General features: G+C 41.6%; 21 protein-coding genes. 8 read left to right on the forward strand and 13 right to left on the reverse strand.

What is annotated here, in order from left to right:
- The first annotated feature begins 26 nt into the window (after positions 1 to 26).
- Together B6A27_RS03130 and B6A27_RS19350 are read left to right on the forward strand one after the other, a co-directional pair.
- The gene (locus tag B6A27_RS03130) at positions 27 to 1,094 is read left to right on the forward strand and encodes an FUSC family protein (protein WP_044741730.1); all 1,068 of its coding nucleotides are present in this window, start codon (positions 27 to 29) and stop codon (positions 1,092 to 1,094) included.
- 1,058 nt (positions 1,095 to 2,152) lie between these two features.
- Positions 2,153 to 2,614 (forward strand): VanZ family protein, encoded by a 462-nt coding sequence (locus B6A27_RS19350; RefSeq protein ID WP_161491023.1) that lies wholly within the window; start codon positions 2,153 to 2,155, stop codon positions 2,612 to 2,614.
- A gap of 497 nt (positions 2,615 to 3,111) precedes the next feature.
- Here the strand turns inward: B6A27_RS19350 and nikC are convergent, their stop codons facing one another.
- The 9 genes from nikC to fabL form a co-directional block, all read right to left on the reverse strand.
- Positions 3,112 to 4,011 carry a nickel transporter permease gene (gene nikC, locus B6A27_RS03140; RefSeq protein ID WP_044741733.1) on the reverse strand — a complete coding sequence of 300 codons (900 nt, stop codon included), beginning with the start codon at positions 4,009 to 4,011 and terminating at the stop codon, positions 3,112 to 3,114.
- Between the two features lie 22 nt (positions 4,012 to 4,033).
- Entirely contained in the window at positions 4,034 to 5,008 is a 975-nt protein-coding gene (locus tag B6A27_RS03145) for an ABC transporter permease (protein ID WP_221212082.1), read from the reverse strand.
- 94 nt (positions 5,009 to 5,102) lie between these two features.
- Positions 5,103 to 6,707, reverse strand: coding sequence for an ABC transporter substrate-binding protein (locus B6A27_RS03150; protein ID WP_080860109.1), 1,605 nt, complete (start codon positions 6,705 to 6,707; stop codon positions 5,103 to 5,105).
- Between the two features lie 56 nt (positions 6,708 to 6,763).
- A complete protein-coding gene (locus B6A27_RS03155; protein WP_066146788.1) occupies positions 6,764 to 7,732 on the reverse strand; it encodes an ABC transporter ATP-binding protein in 969 nt (322 codons plus the stop codon).
- Entirely contained in the window at positions 7,698 to 8,723 is a 1,026-nt protein-coding gene (locus B6A27_RS03160) for an ABC transporter ATP-binding protein (protein WP_080860111.1), read from the reverse strand. The genes B6A27_RS03155 and B6A27_RS03160 overlap by 35 nt, the downstream gene beginning before the upstream one ends.
- Positions 8,724 to 9,305: 582 nt before the next feature.
- On the reverse strand, positions 9,306 to 9,842 hold the full coding sequence (ntdP, locus tag B6A27_RS03165) for a nucleoside tri-diphosphate phosphatase (RefSeq protein WP_080860114.1): 537 nt from the start codon (positions 9,840 to 9,842) through the stop codon (positions 9,306 to 9,308).
- Between the two features lie 218 nt (positions 9,843 to 10,060).
- Entirely contained in the window at positions 10,061 to 10,324 is a 264-nt protein-coding gene (locus B6A27_RS03170; RefSeq protein ID WP_044741739.1) for a YgaB family protein, read from the reverse strand.
- 309 nt (positions 10,325 to 10,633) lie between these two features.
- Positions 10,634 to 10,816 (reverse strand): gamma-type small acid-soluble spore protein, encoded by a 183-nt coding sequence (locus B6A27_RS03175; RefSeq protein ID WP_080860171.1) that lies wholly within the window; start codon positions 10,814 to 10,816, stop codon positions 10,634 to 10,636.
- 250 nt (positions 10,817 to 11,066) lie between these two features.
- Complete coding sequence (gene fabL, locus B6A27_RS03180) at positions 11,067 to 11,816, reverse strand: enoyl-[acyl-carrier-protein] reductase FabL (protein WP_044741740.1); 750 nt, start codon at positions 11,814 to 11,816, stop codon at positions 11,067 to 11,069.
- Positions 11,817 to 11,889: 73 nt separating this feature from the next.
- On the opposite strand from fabL, the gene B6A27_RS03185 reads away from it, so the two are divergent.
- Positions 11,890 to 12,111 (forward strand): hypothetical protein, encoded by a 222-nt coding sequence (locus tag B6A27_RS03185; RefSeq protein WP_044741741.1) that lies wholly within the window; start codon positions 11,890 to 11,892, stop codon positions 12,109 to 12,111.
- 133 nt (positions 12,112 to 12,244) lie between these two features.
- Here B6A27_RS03185 and mutY read toward each other — a convergent pair whose 3' ends face one another.
- A complete protein-coding gene (gene mutY, locus B6A27_RS03190; protein WP_080860173.1) occupies positions 12,245 to 13,336 on the reverse strand; it encodes an A/G-specific adenine glycosylase in 1,092 nt (363 codons plus the stop codon).
- Between the two features lie 150 nt (positions 13,337 to 13,486).
- Between mutY and B6A27_RS03195 the strand changes: the two genes are divergently transcribed.
- Positions 13,487 to 14,467: a metal-dependent hydrolase gene (locus tag B6A27_RS03195; protein ID WP_066146779.1), complete on the forward strand. Its 981-nt coding sequence runs from the start codon at positions 13,487 to 13,489 to the stop codon at positions 14,465 to 14,467.
- Between the two features lie 234 nt (positions 14,468 to 14,701).
- On the opposite strand, the gene B6A27_RS03200 is transcribed toward B6A27_RS03195, so the two are convergent.
- Positions 14,702 to 14,971: a YfhJ family protein gene (locus B6A27_RS03200; protein WP_080860175.1), complete on the reverse strand. Its 270-nt coding sequence runs from the start codon at positions 14,969 to 14,971 to the stop codon at positions 14,702 to 14,704.
- A 121-nt stretch (positions 14,972 to 15,092) separates the two neighbouring features.
- Between B6A27_RS03200 and B6A27_RS03205 the strand changes: the two genes are divergently transcribed.
- Positions 15,093 to 15,248, forward strand: coding sequence for a small, acid-soluble spore protein K (locus B6A27_RS03205; RefSeq protein WP_066146776.1), 156 nt, complete (start codon positions 15,093 to 15,095; stop codon positions 15,246 to 15,248).
- A gap of 144 nt (positions 15,249 to 15,392) precedes the next feature.
- Positions 15,393 to 15,554, forward strand: a complete 162-nt coding sequence (locus B6A27_RS03210; RefSeq protein ID WP_080860116.1) for a YpzG family protein — start codon at positions 15,393 to 15,395, stop codon at positions 15,552 to 15,554.
- A 39-nt stretch (positions 15,555 to 15,593) separates the two neighbouring features.
- On the opposite strand, the gene B6A27_RS03215 is transcribed toward B6A27_RS03210, so the two are convergent.
- Entirely contained in the window at positions 15,594 to 15,908 is a 315-nt protein-coding gene (locus B6A27_RS03215) for a YfhH family protein (RefSeq protein ID WP_080860118.1), read from the reverse strand.
- A 169-nt stretch (positions 15,909 to 16,077) separates the two neighbouring features.
- On the opposite strand from B6A27_RS03215, the gene B6A27_RS03220 reads away from it, so the two are divergent.
- A complete protein-coding gene (locus B6A27_RS03220) occupies positions 16,078 to 16,761 on the forward strand; it encodes an SDR family NAD(P)-dependent oxidoreductase (RefSeq protein ID WP_080860177.1) in 684 nt (227 codons plus the stop codon).
- A 389-nt stretch (positions 16,762 to 17,150) separates the two neighbouring features.
- Here the strand turns inward: B6A27_RS03220 and recX are convergent, their stop codons facing one another.
- Entirely contained in the window at positions 17,151 to 17,966 is an 816-nt protein-coding gene (gene recX, locus B6A27_RS03225; protein WP_369824136.1) for a recombination regulator RecX, read from the reverse strand.
- Between the two features lie 86 nt (positions 17,967 to 18,052).
- Between recX and B6A27_RS03230 the strand changes: the two genes are divergently transcribed.
- A complete protein-coding gene (locus tag B6A27_RS03230) occupies positions 18,053 to 18,973 on the forward strand; it encodes a TIGR01777 family oxidoreductase (protein ID WP_080860120.1) in 921 nt (306 codons plus the stop codon).
- Positions 18,974 to 19,055 lie beyond the last annotated feature (82 nt).

The following is a 19,055-nucleotide window of genomic DNA, read 5'->3' on the forward strand; positions in this document are numbered from 1 at the left end:
TAAAAAGGAAGGATACGAAAACGAATATGAAACTCGGAGCCCGCATTTTCAAAACGGGAATTGCTGTTACATTGGCGCTTGTTTTAGCCAGCATGTTGAAGCTTCCTGCCCCATCCTTTGCAGGCATATCGGCTGTGTTTGCGATGCAGCCGACGATTTATCGCTCTTACTTATCTTTGATCGAGCAATTGCAAGCGAACGTGATCGGAGCTGTGTTTGCGATTGTGTTCGTCCTGTTATTTGGGCACAATCCTTTTATCATTGGATTGACAGCCATTTTAGTGATTGCGCTTTGCTTACGGCTTCGGCTTGAGTCCACCATTTCCGTTGCATTAGTGACCGTAATTGCCGTCATGGAATATACAGAAACGAACTTTATTCAATTTGCTCTGATTCGTTTTTCAACCATTATGCTTGGCATACTCGCCGCCTTCATTGTGAACTGCATATTTTTGCCGCCAAAATATGAAAAAAAGCTGTATGACAGCATTGTTGAAAACACCGAGACGATTTTAAAATGGATTCGAATTAACACACGGCGTGCTTCTGAGCATCACGTTCTCAAAGAAGACATCGAAAAATTAAAAGAAAATATGATGAAGCTCAACCAGCTTTACTTAATGTATAAAGAAGAACGAATCTACTTCGCGAAAAAACGCTATCAAAAATCGCGGAAGCTCGTACTATACCGTCAAATGATTACAGTTACCAATCGAGCGCTAGATGCTTTAAGAACGCTTCATCGCTTTGAGAATGAGCTTTCCCAAATGCCACCTGAGTTTCAACAAACATTGCGCTCACAGTTGGATTGCTTGCTTCATTATCACGAGCAAATTTTGCTGAAGCTGGTCGGCAAAGTGAAGTTTCAAGCAGAATCTAAAATAGCGGATGAGGCATACGATGAAAAAAAGCGACTTGTGGAGGCTTTTTATCAATACAGTAAGCATGGAAATGAATATCATCTATTGTCGCTCGTTGGAACGATTATTACTTATGGAGAACAGTTGGAGCATCTTGATAAACTTGTGGAGAGCTTTCAACAATATCACAAAGATGACGAAGAACCTCTGCACCTTTCCGGACAACAAGGATGATATCGCAAAGATGCCTGCCGCCATTTTTATCACAGACTCCATCATTTTAGAGAGGCAGCACCCTCATCAGAGAGCCGCGCGCCTCTTTTTGTTTTCACGAAAAAAATCAGCGAGCGAATATAGCAAGCTTGATGTGTCAATTAGTCTGCCCTCCTTCAAACAACGCGAGAAAAGAATCTTGTTCAATGCTTCAAGGATGATGCGAAAGGGTGAATGCGAAATTGGGAAAATCTCCATTCGTTGAACATAATATGTTAGATTGAACATATAGGCCATTCTTCGAGAAAAGAAAATTCAATGTTCTCCCTCTCTCCTTCTTTTTGTCCATGATGATTTCCATTTGGTCACCTTTCCCATACAGGAACATTCTCTTCTTGGTATCTTCTATGTTCCTCCACGCATAACTTTTCTAAAATCTCAAAAACAATTTGCAGTAAAGGGATTAAAATCATCCAATAAATCTATTTTTTGTATATGTATGAAGTTGATTTTTTGGAAGTATATGCTATTATAAATTATGGAAAGTGTTATAATTAAAGGAATGTATAAATAAGCTTACAAAGATGTTATCAGTCATCCCCCTATCATTTACAGCAGCATATCGTGATTCTTATTCATTTGACATTGCAACAAAGATTTATAAACAACTACTAGTTTTATACAGAAGGAGATCCATACTGATATAGTGGATCGGTATCTTCCCAAAAATCTGACTATAAAGTAGAGCTATATAAATCCTGGCTCACTAATTATCGTTTTACCAAATCAGCAAACGGTTATTACGCTACTAAAAGTTGGGGAGTTGTTGCTGCCGGGGATTATACTGTCAATGTCACGAAAACTGGTGGCGAAGGCGACAAGGTAATCGGCAGTGGAAGCATCGACCAATAACGATATAAGAACAAGTCTAAATTCGATGACTTGTTCTTTCAATTTTTAATGAATAAGGATGATTTACTTTGAGACTACTGATGGATATACTGCTATTTTCAGGACCCATATTACTTTTTTACTTGTTCATTAGGCTTTTATTCATTCGAAAATCTAAATTAAGGATGATGAAAGAAATTTCAAGGATTACTTTTCTTGCTTATATCTCTGCTTTAATTTTTATTGTTTGGATTGACCAGAGTACCCCGGTAAACTATCTCTTATATAATTTCGTCCCTTTCAAAACCATATTTACTTACATTGAAGATTTCATTTCCGGGACTAATCCATTCATTGCCTTTAAGAATATATTGGGAAATGTCCTCCTAACATTACCCATTGGATTTTATTGTGTTATTTTTACACGCGGTCTTTCTAAAGCCAAATTAATTGGTCTATCAATAGTAGTCCCCCTCATAATCGAATGTGGACAATACCTTTTGTTTTTGACGAAATTAGGGGGGCTTAGATCCGTTGATATTGATGATTTAATTCTAAATTCCATTGGCATTATAACGGGCTACTATTTTACGATGTACTTATTACAAAAAAGCCATAAAAAGCAGCAACAAGTAAATAACTATAACTGAAAGATTCGTTAAAAAAGGAAAATAAAGCTTTAGCAAAACACAGGTTAAAATCTCTCATATAGCTGTAACCCAATTCCCTACTTGCAATAGAACCATAGTGTCAGCGAGAGGAGCTATGGCTCATGATTACGAGAGGGGAATTTTTATGATTAAAAGGGAAAGGCTATTTCCGATATCGCAAATGAAATGAGGATAGATCAGAAAACATTCCGAAAATTGATCCATTCTCTTTCCCATACAATGTTTGTCATACTTTAACTGAACCAATCTTTTTTTCAGCAGCGTCTTCTAACATAACGTGATCCATTCTACTGAATGTATCGACATGTCCCCCTCCAATAAACAGGTGTGACGGTCGAGCGATGGAATAACATCGATTAAAGAACGATGAATAGATTGGAAAGCGCCTTTGTTTCAGCCTTCGTCATGGCAAAATTCAGCGACAATATATGAAAAAACGGCTATCCTTCGTTTAGGATAACCGTTTCGGTAATTCGTTAGCTTTTCATGCGCGGATCAAGCGCATCGCGCAATCCGTCTCCCATTAAATTAAATCCCAGCACCGTCAACATAATGGCAAGCCCAGGAAATACCATCGTCCAAGGTGCCTGTGTTAGAAAATCTTTTGAACTTGCTAGCATCGTTCCCCATTCCGGATTTGGCGGCTGCGCCCCTAAGCCGAGAAAACCAAGAGCAGCCGCTTCAATGATGGCAGTAGCGATCGCTAACGTTCCTTGCACGATAATCGGCGCCATACTGTTCGGCAAAATATGATGGAATAAAATACGAGCATCACTCATTCCTATCGCTCTTGCTGCCACGATATATTCCTCTTGCTTAATACTTAATACACGTGAACGAATCAATCGTCCAAAATTCGGAATATTAATGACCGCGATCGCAATCAATGCATTTTGCAGTGATGGCCCCAAAACAGCGACAATTCCGATGGCTAATAAAATACTTGGGAATGCCAGCATAATATCAAAGATACGAGAAATAATGGCATCTATCCATTTTCCGTAATAACCTGCTACAATACCGAGTAAAGATCCGACAACAACCGAACCGAGCACAGAAAAAAATCCAACCCAAAGCGAGATTCTCGCTCCATAAATGACGCGCGATAAAATGTCGCGGCCAAAGTCATCGGTTCCAAAAAGATGCTCTTTCGATGGCGCCTGCAAACGTTCGGAAAGGTTTTGCTCACTAATTTCATACGGAGCCAAAAGCGGAGCGAACACGGCTAATAAAATAAAAAACAGGACAATGGCCGCACCAACAAGCGCTATTTTATTTTTTTTAAAACTGCGCCAGCCTTCCTTCCAAAGTGAAACCGATTCTTCTTTGTCTGGTTTAACAGGGATTGGCGCTTGATTTCGGGCTAATTCGGCCATTTTGTTTCACCCCTTTGCAAAATTAATTGTACTTAATGCGCGGATCAACAGCAGCATAAAGAAGGTCGACAACTAGATTAATAAAAATAAAGATCGTTGCTACTACTAAAATTCCTGATTGTATCACGGGATAATCACGATAGCCGATTGCTTCATAAATATAGCGCCCAATTCCCGGCCAACTGAAAATCGTTTCCGTTAAAATCGCTCCTCCAAGCAACAGCCCTGTCTGCAAACCAATAACCGTCAATACAGGAATAATCGCATTTTTTAGTGAATGCTTATAAACGACCCAAAACATGCTTAACCCCTTCGCTCTCGCTGTACGAATATAGTCGGATTTCATCACTTCAAGCATGCTGGAACGGGTTATTCTTGCGATAATTGCCATAGGAATCGTAGCCAAAGCTATACTTGGCAGGATTAAATGCTGCAATACTTGCATAAACTGCTCTGTATTTCCTTGCAGCAATGTATCGATTAAATATAGATGAGTAATAGGTTCTATCGGATTTCGCACTTCCTCACGCCCAGATGTCGGAAGCCAATCCAAATGAATCGCAAATACCCACTGCTCCATGAGCCCCAACCAAAAAATCGGCATTGATACGCCTACTAGCGCTAATATCATCGCTGTATAATCAAACCAGGAATTTTGAAACCAAGCGCTTATAATTCCTGCATTCACGCCAATCACGATGGCAATCAACATCGCCGCGATAGACAGCTCAAGCGTCGCTGCTAAATATGGCCAAATTTCTTGCGATACCGATGTTCCGGTTCGAATGGATTCTCCTAAATCTCCTTTTAGCAGTCCCCCTAAATATTTGACATACTGAACATACCACGGCTGATCAAGCCCCAGCTTATGCGTCAATGCTTCGACTGCTTCTTTCGTCGCTTTTTGTCCTAAGATGACCTGTGCCGGATTTCCGGGAATCGCCCGAATCATAAAAAAGACAACGAGCGACATTCCTAACAAAACAGGAATCACCATCAAAATTCTCCGCAGCGTATAAGCAAACACGCTATCACTCCTTCCTTGCGAAATTCAAAGGGAGAGGTATCCCCCCTCCCTCTCAACCTAGAATTTATTGAATCTCTACTTTTGTAAATTTATCGGTGCCTGTTGGATGTGGATTAAAGTTTTTAATCGTCGTTTTTCCTGCTAGCAGCGGTGTTGAGTGAACAAGCGGGATCCATGGTGCGTCTTCTTTGATAATTTCTTGCGCTTTTTTGTAAAGCTCATTCCGTTTATTTTCATCGCTGACTGTTTGCGCTTCAACTAAAATTTTGTGAAGCTCCTCATTGGAGTAGTACGTATAGTTGTTGCTGCCGATGCTGTCCTTATCTAGTAACGCGTATAGGAAGTTATCAGCATCACCATTATCTCCGGTCCAGCCAAGCAAGAATGAGTCTGCTTCTCCTTTCGCTGCTTTGTCTAGATAGGTCGCCCATTCATATGTGACAATTTTTGCCTTGACGCCAATTTTCGCAAAGTTGGCTTGCAACGCTTCAGCAATTTTTTTCGCATCTGGCATATATGGACGCGGAACAGGCATTGCCCATAATTCCATTTCAAATCCGTTTGGATAGCCGGCCTGTGCCAAAAGCTGCTTCGCTTTCTCTAAATCAAACGGATAGTCCTGAATCGCATCATTATAGCCAGGAATGCTCGGAGGCATCGGGTTTTTCGCAGGTTCTGCCTGCCCAGCATAAAACGCATCAATTAGCGCTTGTTTATCTACTGCATAGTTTAGGGCTTGACGAACAAGTTTGTTCTTCAAAGGCCCCCTCGTCGCGGTTAAACCAACGTAGCCCACGTTCATGGAAGGACGTTTAAACACTTGGAAATCCTTGTTTTCTTCAACCTGTTTTAGATCTGATGGATTCACATCTTCCATTAAGTCAATTTCGCCTTTTAACAGCGCATTTAAGCGAGCTGAGTTGTCAGGAATAGAGACGAAGATTAACTGATTTAATTTTGGATATCCTTTCATCCAATAATCCTTATTTTTCTCAAGCACAATCCGCTCATTTCGCTTCCATTCTTTAAAAACGAACGGACCGGTTCCTACAGGATTTTCCGCAAACTTATCGCCATATTTTTCGATAGCTGCCGGACTGGCGATCGCAAACGGCGGCATTGCAAGGTTTTTCAAAAATGGCGCTTGTGGACGTTTTAATACAAACTGAACGGTATGATCATCCAGAGCTTTTACTTCTTTAATCACATGGCTTTCGTCATTTTTATATCCGCCAAACATCGATCCGTAGTATGGGAATTGGTCGGCATTTCCATTAGCCCATCGTTCGAAATTAAATACGACAGCTTCAGCGTTAAAGTCAGTGCCATCATGAAATTTAACGCCTTGTCGAAGCGTAAATGTGTACGTTAACCCGTCTGGAGAGATATCCCATTTTTCAGCTAGTCCAGGCTGGACAGATGTGTCACCTTCATTATAGTCCAGCAGTGTATCAAAGATATTTTTCGTTACCTTCAATGATTCGCCATCTGTCACTGTTGCAGGGTCAAGTGCAACCGAGTCTCCCCCGCGCCCATATACTAGCGTGCTTTGTGACGATGTTCCTCCCTTCCCACCGTTGCTTGTCTTTTCTGATTTTCCACAGCCGACAAGCGCTACAGACAGTGCCAGCATAACAGCAAGCAATGTCATCAATGACTTTTTCTTCATAACATATTCCCCCTTTTTCCAGTAGCCTTATGTTTATGACTTCGTTGCTTTTCATCTCATTGATAAAGATGGCAAGCAACGTAATGTCCCTTTTCAACCTCTTGGAGCGTTGGCCTTGTCGTTTTACAAATGTCCATACAAGCGCTGCATCTTGTATGAAAAGCGCAACCTTTTGGCGGATTAGCCGGGCTTGGCAAATCCCCTGTTAAAAGTTGCCGTTCCTGCTGATATTCAGGATCTGGAATAGGAACGGCCGATAGCAGCGCCTTTGTATACGGATGTTTAGGAGATTCGTATAGTACATCACTATCAGCTAACTCTACCATCCGGCCTAAATACATGACTCCTACACGGTCGCTGATATGGCGAACAACTCCTAAATCATGCGCGATAAAAATATAGGTGAGCCCAAATTCCTTTTGCAAATCCTCCAGTAAATTTAATACTTGCGCTTGAATCGATACGTCTAACGCGGAAACAGGCTCATCGGCAATAATCAGCTTCGGCCGGGTCATCAAGGCACGGGCAATGCCAATTCTTTGGCGCTGTCCCCCGCTAAATTGGTGTGGATACCGCTTGGCATGATAACTTCCCAGGCCTACAACCTCCAGCATTTCGTAAACTTTCTTCTTCCGCTCCTGCTTCGAGCCGATTCCATGTACAACTAGCGGCTCTTCAAGAATCTTTTCTACCGTATGGCGCGGGTTAAGAGAAGCAAAGGGGTCTTGAAATACCATCTGCATGTCGCGGCGCACTTTTCGTAATTCTTGCTTCGATAAATTTGTAATCTCTTGATTCTCAAACACAATTGAACCTTCTGTCGGTTCAATTAAACGCAGAAGCATTCGCCCCGTTGTTGATTTCCCACAGCCGCTTTCTCCAACAATGCCTAACGTTTCTCCTTTATACACAGTAAAAGTCAGATCGTCGACAGCTTTTACCTCGCCAATTTTTTTGCTGAAAACACCGCCCGTAATCGGGAAGTATTTTTTAAGATCTTTCACCTGCAACAACGGCTCGGTCACCCTTCGTTTCCTCCTCTCTTTGATGCAAAAAACAACGAACGCGATGCCCTGTTTGATCAATGGAGTATAGCTGCGGTGTTTCTTGAAAACATCGAGCAAACGCATGCTCACACCGTGCTGCAAACCGGCATCCTTGTTTGATCGTTCCCGGTTTTGGAACATTGCCCGGAATCGAATAAAGACGTTCCTTTTTTTCACGAATATCAGGAACAGACTGAATTAAACCGATTGTATAAGGGTGTTTTGGTTGCTTAAAAATCGTATGTACGTCGCCTTCCTCGACAATTTTTCCTGAATACATGACAATCACTCGCTGGCACACTTCTGCCACGACCCCTAAATCGTGAGTGATCATCATAATAGCGGTCTGGAAGTTTTGGTTTAAATCCTTCATGAGCTTTAAAATTTGCGCTTGGATGGTCACATCTAACGCAGTCGTCGGTTCATCGGCGATCAAAACAGCCGGACGACAAGCCATTGCCATCGCGATCATGACCCTTTGCCTCATTCCTCCCGATAATTGGTGAGGATATTCGTCGATGATGTCTTCCGCTCGCGGAAGACCGACTAGCTTTAACATTTCAATCGACCGCAGACGCGCTTCTTTTTTTGTGAGGTCTGTATGTGTACGAATGGCTTCGATTAGTTGATTGCCGATCGTAAACAACGGATTAAGAGAAGTCATTGGCTCTTGAAAGATCATCGCAATTTCATTTCCCCGAATCGCTTTCATTCTTTTTTCCGACGCATTGACAAGATTTTCGCCTTTCAACCAAATTTCGCCACCAACGACTCGTCCGATTCCTTTTGGTAACAGCCCCATAATCGATAACGAGGTCACGCTTTTTCCACACCCTGATTCTCCAACAATCCCCAAAACTTCCCCCTCGTTTATATAAAAATCGATATCATCGACCGCCGGAATTTCTCCATCATCTGTAAAAAAGGATGTTTTCAACCCTTTTACTTCTAGCACTCGCTGTTCACTCATGACGTCACCTCCTATCTAAATAAAAAAGAATAGTAGTACAATTCGGCCATTTTCATTTAAATTATGCCATGCATAGAAGAATAATACAATAATAATATTCTAAAAAGTTCAAATTATATAAATAAAACAAAAATGGCTGGATGAAAGAGGAAAACTATTCCTTTCCAATATGAAGAAAAGCATCTGCGAAATCTCCGATATGATATTAAAAATCCTCGCCGCGCAGCATGTCCGATCAATAACTGGTTGTGCACGCTCTCTTTGTATTTAATTTCCTTCAATAATGATGAATATTTTTTTACTTTATCTCTTTATCAATCCAAAGACAGCGGCTTCGTCTCTTACATACAACTACAAACCTACGGACAAAGGCAAATCACCTACTTGCCCTGATTGCACTTTGGAGTGACGCATTAAATTGTATCTATAGCCTATGTTCATTGATTTTTCGACATCCCCAACCATTTTCTGGACGTTTGAACAGTTTTACTTTTTATTTATGCCGCTTTTCCAATCTGAATCTACACGAAAAAATAGGGTTCAGACACAAGTGTCTGAACCCTATTTTTTTGAACACTAGTATTAACTGCGATATGAAAGAAACTTCTCATACCACATGTCAATAAAATCAGGCGCAAATGGTCCTTTTCGCTGCTGGATCCAGCTAACGAGCTTTTGAACATTATTTTTTAAAATGCGATCGATCACAGCTGGATAATTCATCTCCTGTCGATGGTGCTCATACTCATCTTCATCTAAAAGATTATAGGTCATGCTTGGAAAAACTTTTATATCAAGATCATAATCAATATATTTAAGCGCCTCTTGATCCCAAACAAACGGCGAGCTTAAATTGCAATAATAATAAACGCCATCCTCGCGAATCATTCCGATAATATTAAACCAATGCTTCGCGTGAAAAAAACAAATGGCAGGCTCTCTAGTAATCCAAGTCCTTCCATCAGATTCTGTCACAACTGTTCGATCATTTGCTGCAATAATATAATTGGACGTTCCTTTTAATACCAATGTTTCTTTCCAAATTCGATGAATCGAACCATTATGCTTATAGCTTTGAATTTGGATAATTTCTCCTTCACGTGGATATTTTGTCGTCATTTTTCTTACCTACTTTCATATGGACACTTTCTATATATAATGATCCAACCCAAACCAATAAACCGTATTGAATTTCTCGCTTTTTTTGCCCTAGTCGGCAAGACTATTTACTTTCCGAACCAGTATGCCCTTCTCAAACAAGGGACGCTTGGTAGATACATTTGAATATATTATAAATAATTTCGCTCCGAATTGAAAACAAAAGAGCCACCAACTCATTATGATGGCTCGCCCGCATGACAATAATGGCGCTGGTAGGATCGAATGACTTCCTCCGTTTGTTTTTCAAATGTTTGCTGAATTTCTTTTAATTGCTGCTTCATTTGCTGAATTTCTTCTTGAACCGATTGCAGCTTCGCTTCATTTTGCAGTTCAATTAATTCTTCTTCTATGGATTGACATCTCTCAATTTCTGATTGCAAAAATAATAGCTGCTCCATCGTTTTTAGCTGCTCGCCGACTAAACGATCAAAAAGCTCCATACTCTTTCTCCCCTTTCAGCATTCTATCTTAATACATTCGGGAAAAGAGCAGGAATTTCCTTTGACTATATCTGTAGAGTAGTGATAACTTTTGTCGAGCATGTAGATAAAAAAGCGCAAAGCGTCCCGCCGAGGAGAGCTTGCGCAGATAACTCAGCGAAACGGCTCAACATGTCGCTGCCACAGTGCGCAAACTGATGGCGCTTGAAGGTAGACAGCACCTTACGAACAGGATATAAAAAGGCACCCCTTTACCGAAAAAAGGAGTGCCTATAATGATATAGTTAAGCATGTTCACGCATTGGACGCTTAGCGTGATGATTTTTGTGATTTGCGCGCTTCAGCTTGAGCGTTTTGTTGTTTTACTTCTTGGACATCTGTTTCAGCAGCAAATTCTGTGCCAAATTGTCCTGCCGCACCAGCTTGAGCGTTTTGTTGTCTTACCTCTTGAATGTTTGTACCAGCAGCCGTTTTGTTTGATTGTTTTGCCATCGTTATCACCTCCACGACTTTAATGTGTCCAGGAGGTGATTTTTTTATCCGCAAAAAATTACGCCGGCAGACATAAATAAAATCAAGTTGAATTTCTTCGTCTGACAAGCGATAGATAGCAGCCAATGGAACGAAAAAACAGCCCATATCCATTCATGAACCTTCCCCCACTCCGTTAAGAGATGGAAGACTTCTCAGCGCAGTATGTTAAAAATTCGGATAGCCTAAGAAAAAAAATGGATCAACCATGCTACATTAATAAAGATCTGCCACCATCCACAATAATGGTCTGTCCTCGTATCATTTCCGCTTGATCAGATAATAAAAATAAAACAGCATTGACGATGTCCTTCGGCTCGACCATTCGTCCGGCTGGCGTTTTGGCAACAGCATCAGCCAACAATTCAGCGCGATTCGGAAAATGTTTCAATGCGTCTGTATCAATTGCCCCGCCAGAGACGGCATTGACAGAAATATTTTTCGCCGCTAGTTCTACAGCTAGATAGCGAGTCAACGACTCAACAGCTGCTTTTGAAACCCCTACCGCTGTATAATTTTCTAAATATCGGATGGAACCGAGCGAGCTAATGCTTACAATTTTTCCGCCTCCGACCTTTTCCATACGCTTTGCTGCTTCTTGCGCGCAAAAGAGCAAGGCCTTGCTGTTAATATGCATTGTCCAATCCCAATGGGATTCTTCCAATTCCATCGCTGCCCGCAATACTCCAGATGCAGCATTATTAATGAGAACATCTACTCGACCAAAAGCTTCGTCAATTTGTGCAAACATTTCCTGGATCTTTTCAACTTTTCCTACATTCGCTTTGACTACAAGCGCATGTTGACCTAATGCTTCAATTTCTTTCGCCGTCTGTAAAGCTGCTTCCTTGCTTCGCGCATAGTTGACAACGATATCGTAGCCTTCCTGCGCTAATCGAAGGGCAATCGCTTTGCCAATTCCCCGGCTGCTTCCAGTCACTACTGCCACTTTTTTGCTCATTTCTTCCTCTCCTTTATTATGTATAAATTTACGGGCTATTTTTTACACTATTGAGAAAAAGGAGGAATAGCCCATGTATGTTGGTCGTGATATGACAGAACTTTCCATGATACCAAAATCGAAATGGAAAGATAGCGAACTCGCCTTCTTTCACCATTCATTCCAGCAAATAGCCCCGTATTTAAACGCGGAGGGACAAGCCATTCATCGCGAAATCATTGAAGAAATTGAAGCGCGCGGTGTAAAACGAACAGAAGCTACCTATACAAAAGGAACAAGGCCATCCTATGACTAAGGACGATTTTTTAGTCTGCCTTCCATCATTCACTCTCATGTTTTCACATCAGACGACTAGCAGACAAGAAGCGCAGTCATACAAAGTGCAGATCCGCCCAAGGCAGCAGTTGTTAACAGTCTGAGGCGGATTTTTATCCGCCTTCCTGTTTGAATTGCTTATATTCTTTCCAAATGCGTTGGTGTGACACAGGAAAAGCAAGCTGCTGAATCTCTTGCTCGCTCACTAGCTTTAGACGATCTGTTTCCGCTATATCGCCCATGATTGTACCACAATATACAACAATATTCCAAACCAAGTGGGAAAACACATGCTCTAAAGCGGCAAAAGGAGAATTTAGCTCCACGCAAGCGCCATATTCTTTTTTAAGAAAAGCGGTCAATTCTTTTTGCGGCTGTTCTTTTCCTACCTCACAGTTTGGAAATTCCCATAAATTCGCTAAAAGCCCTTCTTGATCCCGCTTATGAATGAGAATACGCCCCCGTTTATCCATAACAACAGCAGCAGCGATAGAAACCTCCTTCACTTTCGCTTTTTTTGTTTTCACAGGCAGCTCTTCTTGTCTTCCTTCTGCAAATGCTCGGCAATGGGCCTGAACAGGACAAAGCAAACAAGCAGGTTTCCCTGGAACACAAATGAGAGCTCCGAGCTCCATCAAAGCTTGGTTAAAATAAGAAGGATTCTCATGAGAAATAATCATTCTTACGATGTTTTCGAATATTTTCCTCGTTTTTACCTTTGCGATGTCTTCCTCTACTAAAAAAATTCTCGATAATACACGCATCACGTTGCCATCTACAGCTGGCTCTGGAAGCCCGTACGCGATGCTCAGCACCGCTCCAGTCGTATACGGTCCTACACCTTTTAGCTTTGAAAATTCCTCCGCGCTGTCAGGCACTTTCCCTCCGTACCGCTCCTTTACTTCTTTTACCGCGGCATGCAAATTGCGGACGCGCGAATAATATCCGAGCCCTTCCCAAGCTTTGAGCACTTTCTCTTCATCAGCAGTTGCCAAAGATTCTAAAGTGGGAAATTGCTCCATAAACTGATGAAAATAAGGGATGACCGTATCGACTCTCGTTTGCTGCAACATCACTTCAGATACCCAAATTTTATACGGATCACTGTCCTTTCTCCACGGCAAATCGCGCTGCTCACGCTCAAACCACTGAATTAAATCACGCTGAAACGCTTCGATCTGAAATTCTTCAATAAATGGTTGCATTTGTTGGTTCACGTTTGCTCCTCCAAGATGTTAAACTAATGATAGTATAGTGTGGATGTACAAAAAATTTCAATCGTTTGGTACATACCCAATCATCTAAAGAAAAGATGGATATACTATGAAACAGAACACTATAAGGAGGCTTCTTCGTTGGACACGGGAACACATATTGTCATGGGAGTGGCATTAGGAAGCATCGCCACTTTAGATCCTGTTATTGCACATGATCCAGCTTTAGCACAAGCTGTTTTAATCGGTACGCTAATAGGCTCTCAAGCTCCTGATTTAGATACGGTTTTAAAGCTAAAAAATAACGCTAAATATATTCGCAATCACCGCGGCATCACTCACTCCATTCCAGCTTTATTGATTTGGCCTCTACTCATTACAGGAGTTATTGCTCATTTTTATCCTATATCCAATATGTTTCATTTATGGATCTGGATTTCAATCGCTGTGTTTTTTCATGTGTTTGTCGATATTTTTAATGCCTATGGGACACAGGCTTTGCGGCCATTTACAAAAAAATGGGTTGCTCTTGGCGTGATTAATACGTTTGATCCGGCCATTTTTGGAATGCATCTTGCTGGCATCGGACTCTTGTTTCTTGGCGCTCATCCAGGCTATACGTTTTTAGCGATTTACGTGCTGTTAGTCGGCTATTATATCATTCGCTTTCGCCAGCAAGCCATGATTAAAAAAGCGGTGATGGAAACCATTCCGCATGTGGAGCAAATCATTACCGTGCCGACCTTGCGTTTTCGTGAATGGCATTTAGCGATTACGGCCAAAGACCACTTTTTCGTCGGCCGTGCCAAAAACGGCGCAATCCATATTTTAGATACATTTGAAAGATGCCCGATTCCTTCTCATCCCGCGATTGAAGCAGCCAAAAAAGATGAAAATTTAGCAGCCTTTCTCTCTTTTTCACCTGTTTATCGCTGGGAAGTCAATGAATATAGCGATCATTATGAAGTTCGCTTTACCGACCTGCGCTATCGAAACAAAGGATACTATCCATTTGTGGCTGTTGTACAGCTTGATCGCCATTTTCATGTTGTCAGCTCTTATACAGGGTGGATTTTCAGTGAAGGAAAATTGCGCAAAAAGCTCGAATTAATTCCGGGCTAATAAGTGATTGAAATCCCCACAATCGCTTCACGTTGTAGACAAAGTCAAATGGGCTTTGTCTACAATCATTTTAACGTCCTCATTATCTTGTGCTGGCTGCATATCAGACCGGCTTGAAAACGCTTGGCAAGCAAGGAATGCAGCCTGACGACGCAAATCGAATCAAAACGTTTTAAGCGGAGAAACAAGGTCAGCGACGCAGGATGAAAGCGGTTGAAATCACCAACCATCTATTTAGTGCTTTAAATAGTCGTCTCGGTTTAGTAAATGCTTGTACTTAGGATTTATGGCCTCGAATTCATGGAGCTTGGCACCATATTGCCTAATCCATTGTCGAACCACTCTTTCTGTTAACTCTTTTCCCTTATAGGAATAACCGGCACGCGCATAAGTAGCTTCAAAATCCTCCCATAATAGCTCTACCCACGTTCGTGCTTGTGCATATGCCAGCGCATCATTTTGGTCGAGCAACTCCTTTGTCAGCCGCTCAAAATATGCGTTCATTGTCATCGTTTTTCTCTCCTTTCCTGCCAAGATTTGAACACATAACATGTCGACAATTCGCTATACTAAAAATGTGTTGGTAAACAACACAAACAGGAATGACGAAAGGGGAAACAGAGTCATGCGCAATAAAGAACGCAACTTCCCTAACCAAAATCATAACAAATTAGAAGGCGAACCTCGTGCCAAGGCAGAATACGCTTCTAAGCGCGCAAATGGCACGATTAATACCCATCCGCAGGAACGCATGAGCGCTTCAAATCATCGGGATGAATAACGTCTTACACTTATTTAATGACGTCCATCGTTTTTCATCCGTTTCCATGTCTTGCTTATGTCAAGTTTTTTTACTCTGAATGTATCTATAGACGTCCATGACGAATTTTTCCGGCTTAGGCGTCTATACAGGAGGTGCCGGATCGTGAATCGTCATTCTCGAAAAAAATTTTACAATAACCTTTATTCCAATCCGTTTCAGCAGCCATGGGCGAACCCAAAGCATGCCCACTCCCAAGTTAATGGCGAAACGCAACAAACCGTCGATTTAATGATTTTAGAACGACAAACAAGAAAACAATCGTAAGCTTGCGTAACAGCCAGAGAGCTTTCACATCTCTGGCTGTTACGCCTTCATTAACAAAGAAATCGGCAAAGCCTCCTCTTCACCATCGCCATTCAATCGGTATCCCCATGCAAACACTCCGTTTAAATAACGAATTTTAAAAAAAGAGCCAGGATCTCCATCAATTTCATATATATCTCCGGGCTGAAAATCCTCTGGATTCAATAAATACGCCTTTGCCATAGCGATTTTCCGCTCATAAACCGCTAATTCATTCACCATTCCCATTTGTTCTGCTTTGCGCGCCTTTTCCGTCAGTGCGGCTATTTCTTGCTTCAGCTCATATTCTGTCATCTCGCTATACCGTTTTTGCATTATCTTTCATTCCTCCTCGCTTTTCATTATAGTATAACTTGGACATCTTGATCTCCTAATAAAAACCTGTTATGATTTTCAAGTTGTATACATGGATGAACGGATAGGCTATAAAGCCATTATTCAAGCTACGATGAATAAAGAACAGCAGTCAACGGAGGATAGGCATATGGAAGCAATCGTCATTACAGGGGCAGGAACAGGCCTAGGAAAGCAACTAGCTTTGAAATACGCTAAGAAAGGGTATCCCATCATTTTAATGGGGAGACGAGAGCACCCTCTTTTCGCCGTTAAACAAGAAATTGAAGCAAATGAAGGCCAAGCATTTATTTACACATTAGATATCCGAAGCTATGAAGACGTTTGCCAAGTATCAGCACAAATCATCCAGCAGCATAAAATAGGGTGTCTAATTAATAACGCTGGGATCGGGCATTTTGGTTCTCTCGCTTCCCTCACATGCGAACAAATTCATGAAATGATCGAAACGAATGTTTGCGGAACCATTTATATGACAAAAGCTTTTCTTCCCTATTTTCAAACATTGCCTAAAGCAAAAATCATCAATATTATCTCGACAGCCGGACTGCGAGGAAAAGTAAATGAATCTGTTTATGTAGCCACTAAATTTGCAGTTCGCGGATTTACTGAAAGTCTTGTTAAAGAGCTTGAGAACACTCCTATTTCTATAACAGCCGTATACATGGGAGGAATGGACACGCCTTTTTGGGAAGGAACCGATCATATTCAAGACCGTTCCCGCCTTCTTCCTCCTGAGCAAATCGCTGAGTATATTATTCAAAATGAAAATGGACAGGCTGAAATGATCATTGAATCGAATAAGTTGTTATAGCCATCCATATCAGTGATCGTCACACCCCTATTTCATATGCCGGTGAAACATTGGCTTCTGATCACGTCAGCAAAATATATCGCTCCGGCTGGTTTTATTCATGAAGGGGGAAGCTGAATAGAAGCGTTGCGATAAATCAATGAATTTTCCAACGCCAGCCCATGGCTTTCATCGTTTTCTAGTCGACTTAAATGCCCGCTCATATCGTTTTTTACAGATGCCATAAGAAGCTGGAACTGATGGCCGCTTCAAAAGCAGAATCTCATTTTTTTCGACGGTCGGTGTTTAATCGCCCGACCGTCGACCGCTCGCGTGGAAACAAATGTTGAGAGATCTGTTGCATCTCATGCACGCCGAGCCCCACAGATAAACATAGGCTTATTTCTACTTCATTGATTTTCCTCTTCTTTTAGCTTATTTAGCATTTCATTAATTTTTTCAAGCGAAAAACCTTTTCGATATAGCGCTTGCTTCATTTTTTGCTCATATATCAAACCATTATAAGCCTGATAACGACGATGGGCCTTCCGCGCATGGTGCTCAAGCGCCTCCCATTCTTTTGCTTCGTCTGGAGCTTGTGCATGCTCATCCGTTATTTTTTGAGCCATCCATCGTGGAAATCCTTTGCGCTGCAATAGCTGTTCAATATATTGCTTCCATTCATAAACAGAACGATGCTTGGTCTGTTTCATCGCTTTTTCATATAGCTTTTTGGCGGCTTCTAGCTGGCGATCCTCTGTCAATAACAACAAGGCCTGTTCAATGAGATCTTCTGCAATCCCCAAGCCTTCAAGCTCTCTGCGAATAACGGCCGGCCCCTTTAAAGTGGTTTTTATTTGTGTTTGGACATAAGCGTGCGCAAACTCTTCGTCATTTACATATTGATGTTTCCTTAATTCATGTAGCACGTCGCGGATAACGGCTTCCGGTTTCCCTTTTTTCTTTAAATGATTGACCACTTCTTGTTCAGAACGCATGCGATACGAAAGAAAATGAAGCGCTATTTGATATGCTTTTTTCACTTCATCTGCATATACTATTTCTTGAAATGTAAATTCATCCACTTCCATTCCTTTTTTCAGCCGAAACTCAATCAGCACATTTTGATCCACACTAAACGAGAAACGTTCTCCATTTTCCTTAAGTGCATGAATCATCAAACGTTCCCGGTTTTCTTGCTGCACCTCAATTTTAATAATAAGCATGATCAACCCTCCATCATTTATGATATCAAAAAAGGAATCAAGCATCGATAAAGCGAACTATGTAAAAAAGAAAAGAGGTGGATGAATTGAACATTGCAATTGCTGGAGGAACCGGTTTTGTTGGGAAAGCGCTCACACATTACTTACAGCAAAAGAATCATGAATTATACATTTTGACAAGAAGAACCCCTCCCACATCTTCGTTGCCAAATGTCCATTATATACAATGGATGACATCTAAAAGCCGCCCAGAAGCCGCGCTTCCCTCACTTGATGCGATCATTAACTTGGCTGGAGAGTCCATTAACAGCGGAAGATGGACAAAAAAACGAAAAGAGCGAATCGTCCAAAGCCGATTATCTTCCACGAAAGAAATCATTCGTTTTATGCGCCTTTTGCCTTCTCTCCACCGTGTGTTCATTAACGCTAGCGCGATCGGCATTTACGGAACTTCCTTCACCGATACATTCACCGAAAACACGGAAACGATTGGAAACGATTTTCTTGCGCAAACCGTCAAGAAATGGGAAGAGGAAGCAAGTCAGGCCCAAATACTCGGAACTCGTACCATTTTTGCTCGTTTTGGCATCATTATCGGCAAAAACGGAGGAGCGCTTGGAAAAATAGCGCTCCCATATCGCTGCTGGATGGGCGGAACAATCGGATCGGGGAAGCAATGGGTCTCATGGATTCATATAGAGGATGTTGTTCGAGCCATCGAATATATGCTAACCCATGAACAGCTTGTCGGACCTGTCAATCTAACAGCACCGTCTCCTGTTACGATGGATGAATTAGGGAAAACAATAGCTTTCGTTCTAAAGCGCCCTCATTGGTTGCCTATTTCCGAACCAATGCTGCGGTTGCTTTTAGGAGAAAAGAGCAGCCTCGTATTAGAAGGTCAACGAGTCATTCCCAAAAAGCTACAAGAATCAGGATTTTCGTTTTCTTTTCCTTCTCTTGACACGGCACTGCTCCATCTATTCAAAGACAGCGACGAATCATAGGCGAAGACTGTCGTAGCTATTTCCTATCATCAGAATATAGCTTTGGAACATTTGGCTCTTTTATATGAGATTCTTGCCGTTT

This window comes from Anoxybacillus sp. UARK-01 (genome assembly GCF_002075365.1).
Taxonomy (GTDB): domain Bacteria; phylum Bacillota; class Bacilli; order Bacillales; family Anoxybacillaceae; genus Anoxybacteroides; species Anoxybacteroides rupiense.

What these genes read in the sequence shown, in the direction of transcription:
- B6A27_RS03175 (WP_080860171.1), bottom strand. Translation starts at nt 10,816, where the DNA reads ATGGCAAAACAATCAAACAAAACGGCTGCTGGTACAAACATTCAAGAG.
- B6A27_RS19350 (WP_161491023.1), top strand. Translation starts at nt 2,153, where the DNA reads ATGAAAGAAATTTCAAGGATTACTTTTCTTGCTTATATCTCTGCTTTA.
- B6A27_RS03130 (WP_044741730.1), top strand. Translation starts at nt 27, where the DNA reads ATGAAACTCGGAGCCCGCATTTTCAAAACGGGAATTGCTGTTACATTG.
- B6A27_RS03145 (WP_221212082.1), bottom strand. Translation starts at nt 5,008, where the DNA reads ATGGTGATTCCTGTTTTGTTAGGAATGTCGCTCGTTGTCTTTTTTATG.
- B6A27_RS03185 (WP_044741741.1), top strand. Translation starts at nt 11,890, where the DNA reads ATGTATGTTGGTCGTGATATGACAGAACTTTCCATGATACCAAAATCG.
- B6A27_RS03200 (WP_080860175.1), bottom strand. Translation starts at nt 14,971, where the DNA reads ATGAACGCATATTTTGAGCGGCTGACAAAGGAGTTGCTCGACCAAAAT.
- B6A27_RS03150 (WP_080860109.1), bottom strand. Translation starts at nt 6,707, where the DNA reads ATGAAGAAAAAGTCATTGATGACATTGCTTGCTGTTATGCTGGCACTG.
- B6A27_RS03160 (WP_080860111.1), bottom strand. Translation starts at nt 8,723, where the DNA reads ATGAGTGAACAGCGAGTGCTAGAAGTAAAAGGGTTGAAAACATCCTTT.
- fabL (WP_044741740.1), bottom strand. Translation starts at nt 11,816, where the DNA reads ATGAGCAAAAAAGTGGCAGTAGTGACTGGAAGCAGCCGGGGAATTGGC.
- nikC (WP_044741733.1), bottom strand. Translation starts at nt 4,011, where the DNA reads ATGGCCGAATTAGCCCGAAATCAAGCGCCAATCCCTGTTAAACCAGAC.
- B6A27_RS03215 (WP_080860118.1), bottom strand. Translation starts at nt 15,908, where the DNA reads ATGCAAAAACGGTATAGCGAGATGACAGAATATGAGCTGAAGCAAGAA.
- B6A27_RS03205 (WP_066146776.1), top strand. Translation starts at nt 15,093, where the DNA reads ATGCGCAATAAAGAACGCAACTTCCCTAACCAAAATCATAACAAATTA.
- mutY (WP_080860173.1), bottom strand. Translation starts at nt 13,336, where the DNA reads ATGCAACCATTTATTGAAGAATTTCAGATCGAAGCGTTTCAGCGTGAT.
- recX (WP_369824136.1), bottom strand. Translation starts at nt 17,966, where the DNA reads ATGCTTATTATTAAAATTGAGGTGCAGCAAGAAAACCGGGAACGTTTG.
- B6A27_RS03220 (WP_080860177.1), top strand. Translation starts at nt 16,078, where the DNA reads ATGGAAGCAATCGTCATTACAGGGGCAGGAACAGGCCTAGGAAAGCAA.
- ntdP (WP_080860114.1), bottom strand. Translation starts at nt 9,842, where the DNA reads ATGACGACAAAATATCCACGTGAAGGAGAAATTATCCAAATTCAAAGC.
- B6A27_RS03170 (WP_044741739.1), bottom strand. Translation starts at nt 10,324, where the DNA reads ATGGAGCTTTTTGATCGTTTAGTCGGCGAGCAGCTAAAAACGATGGAG.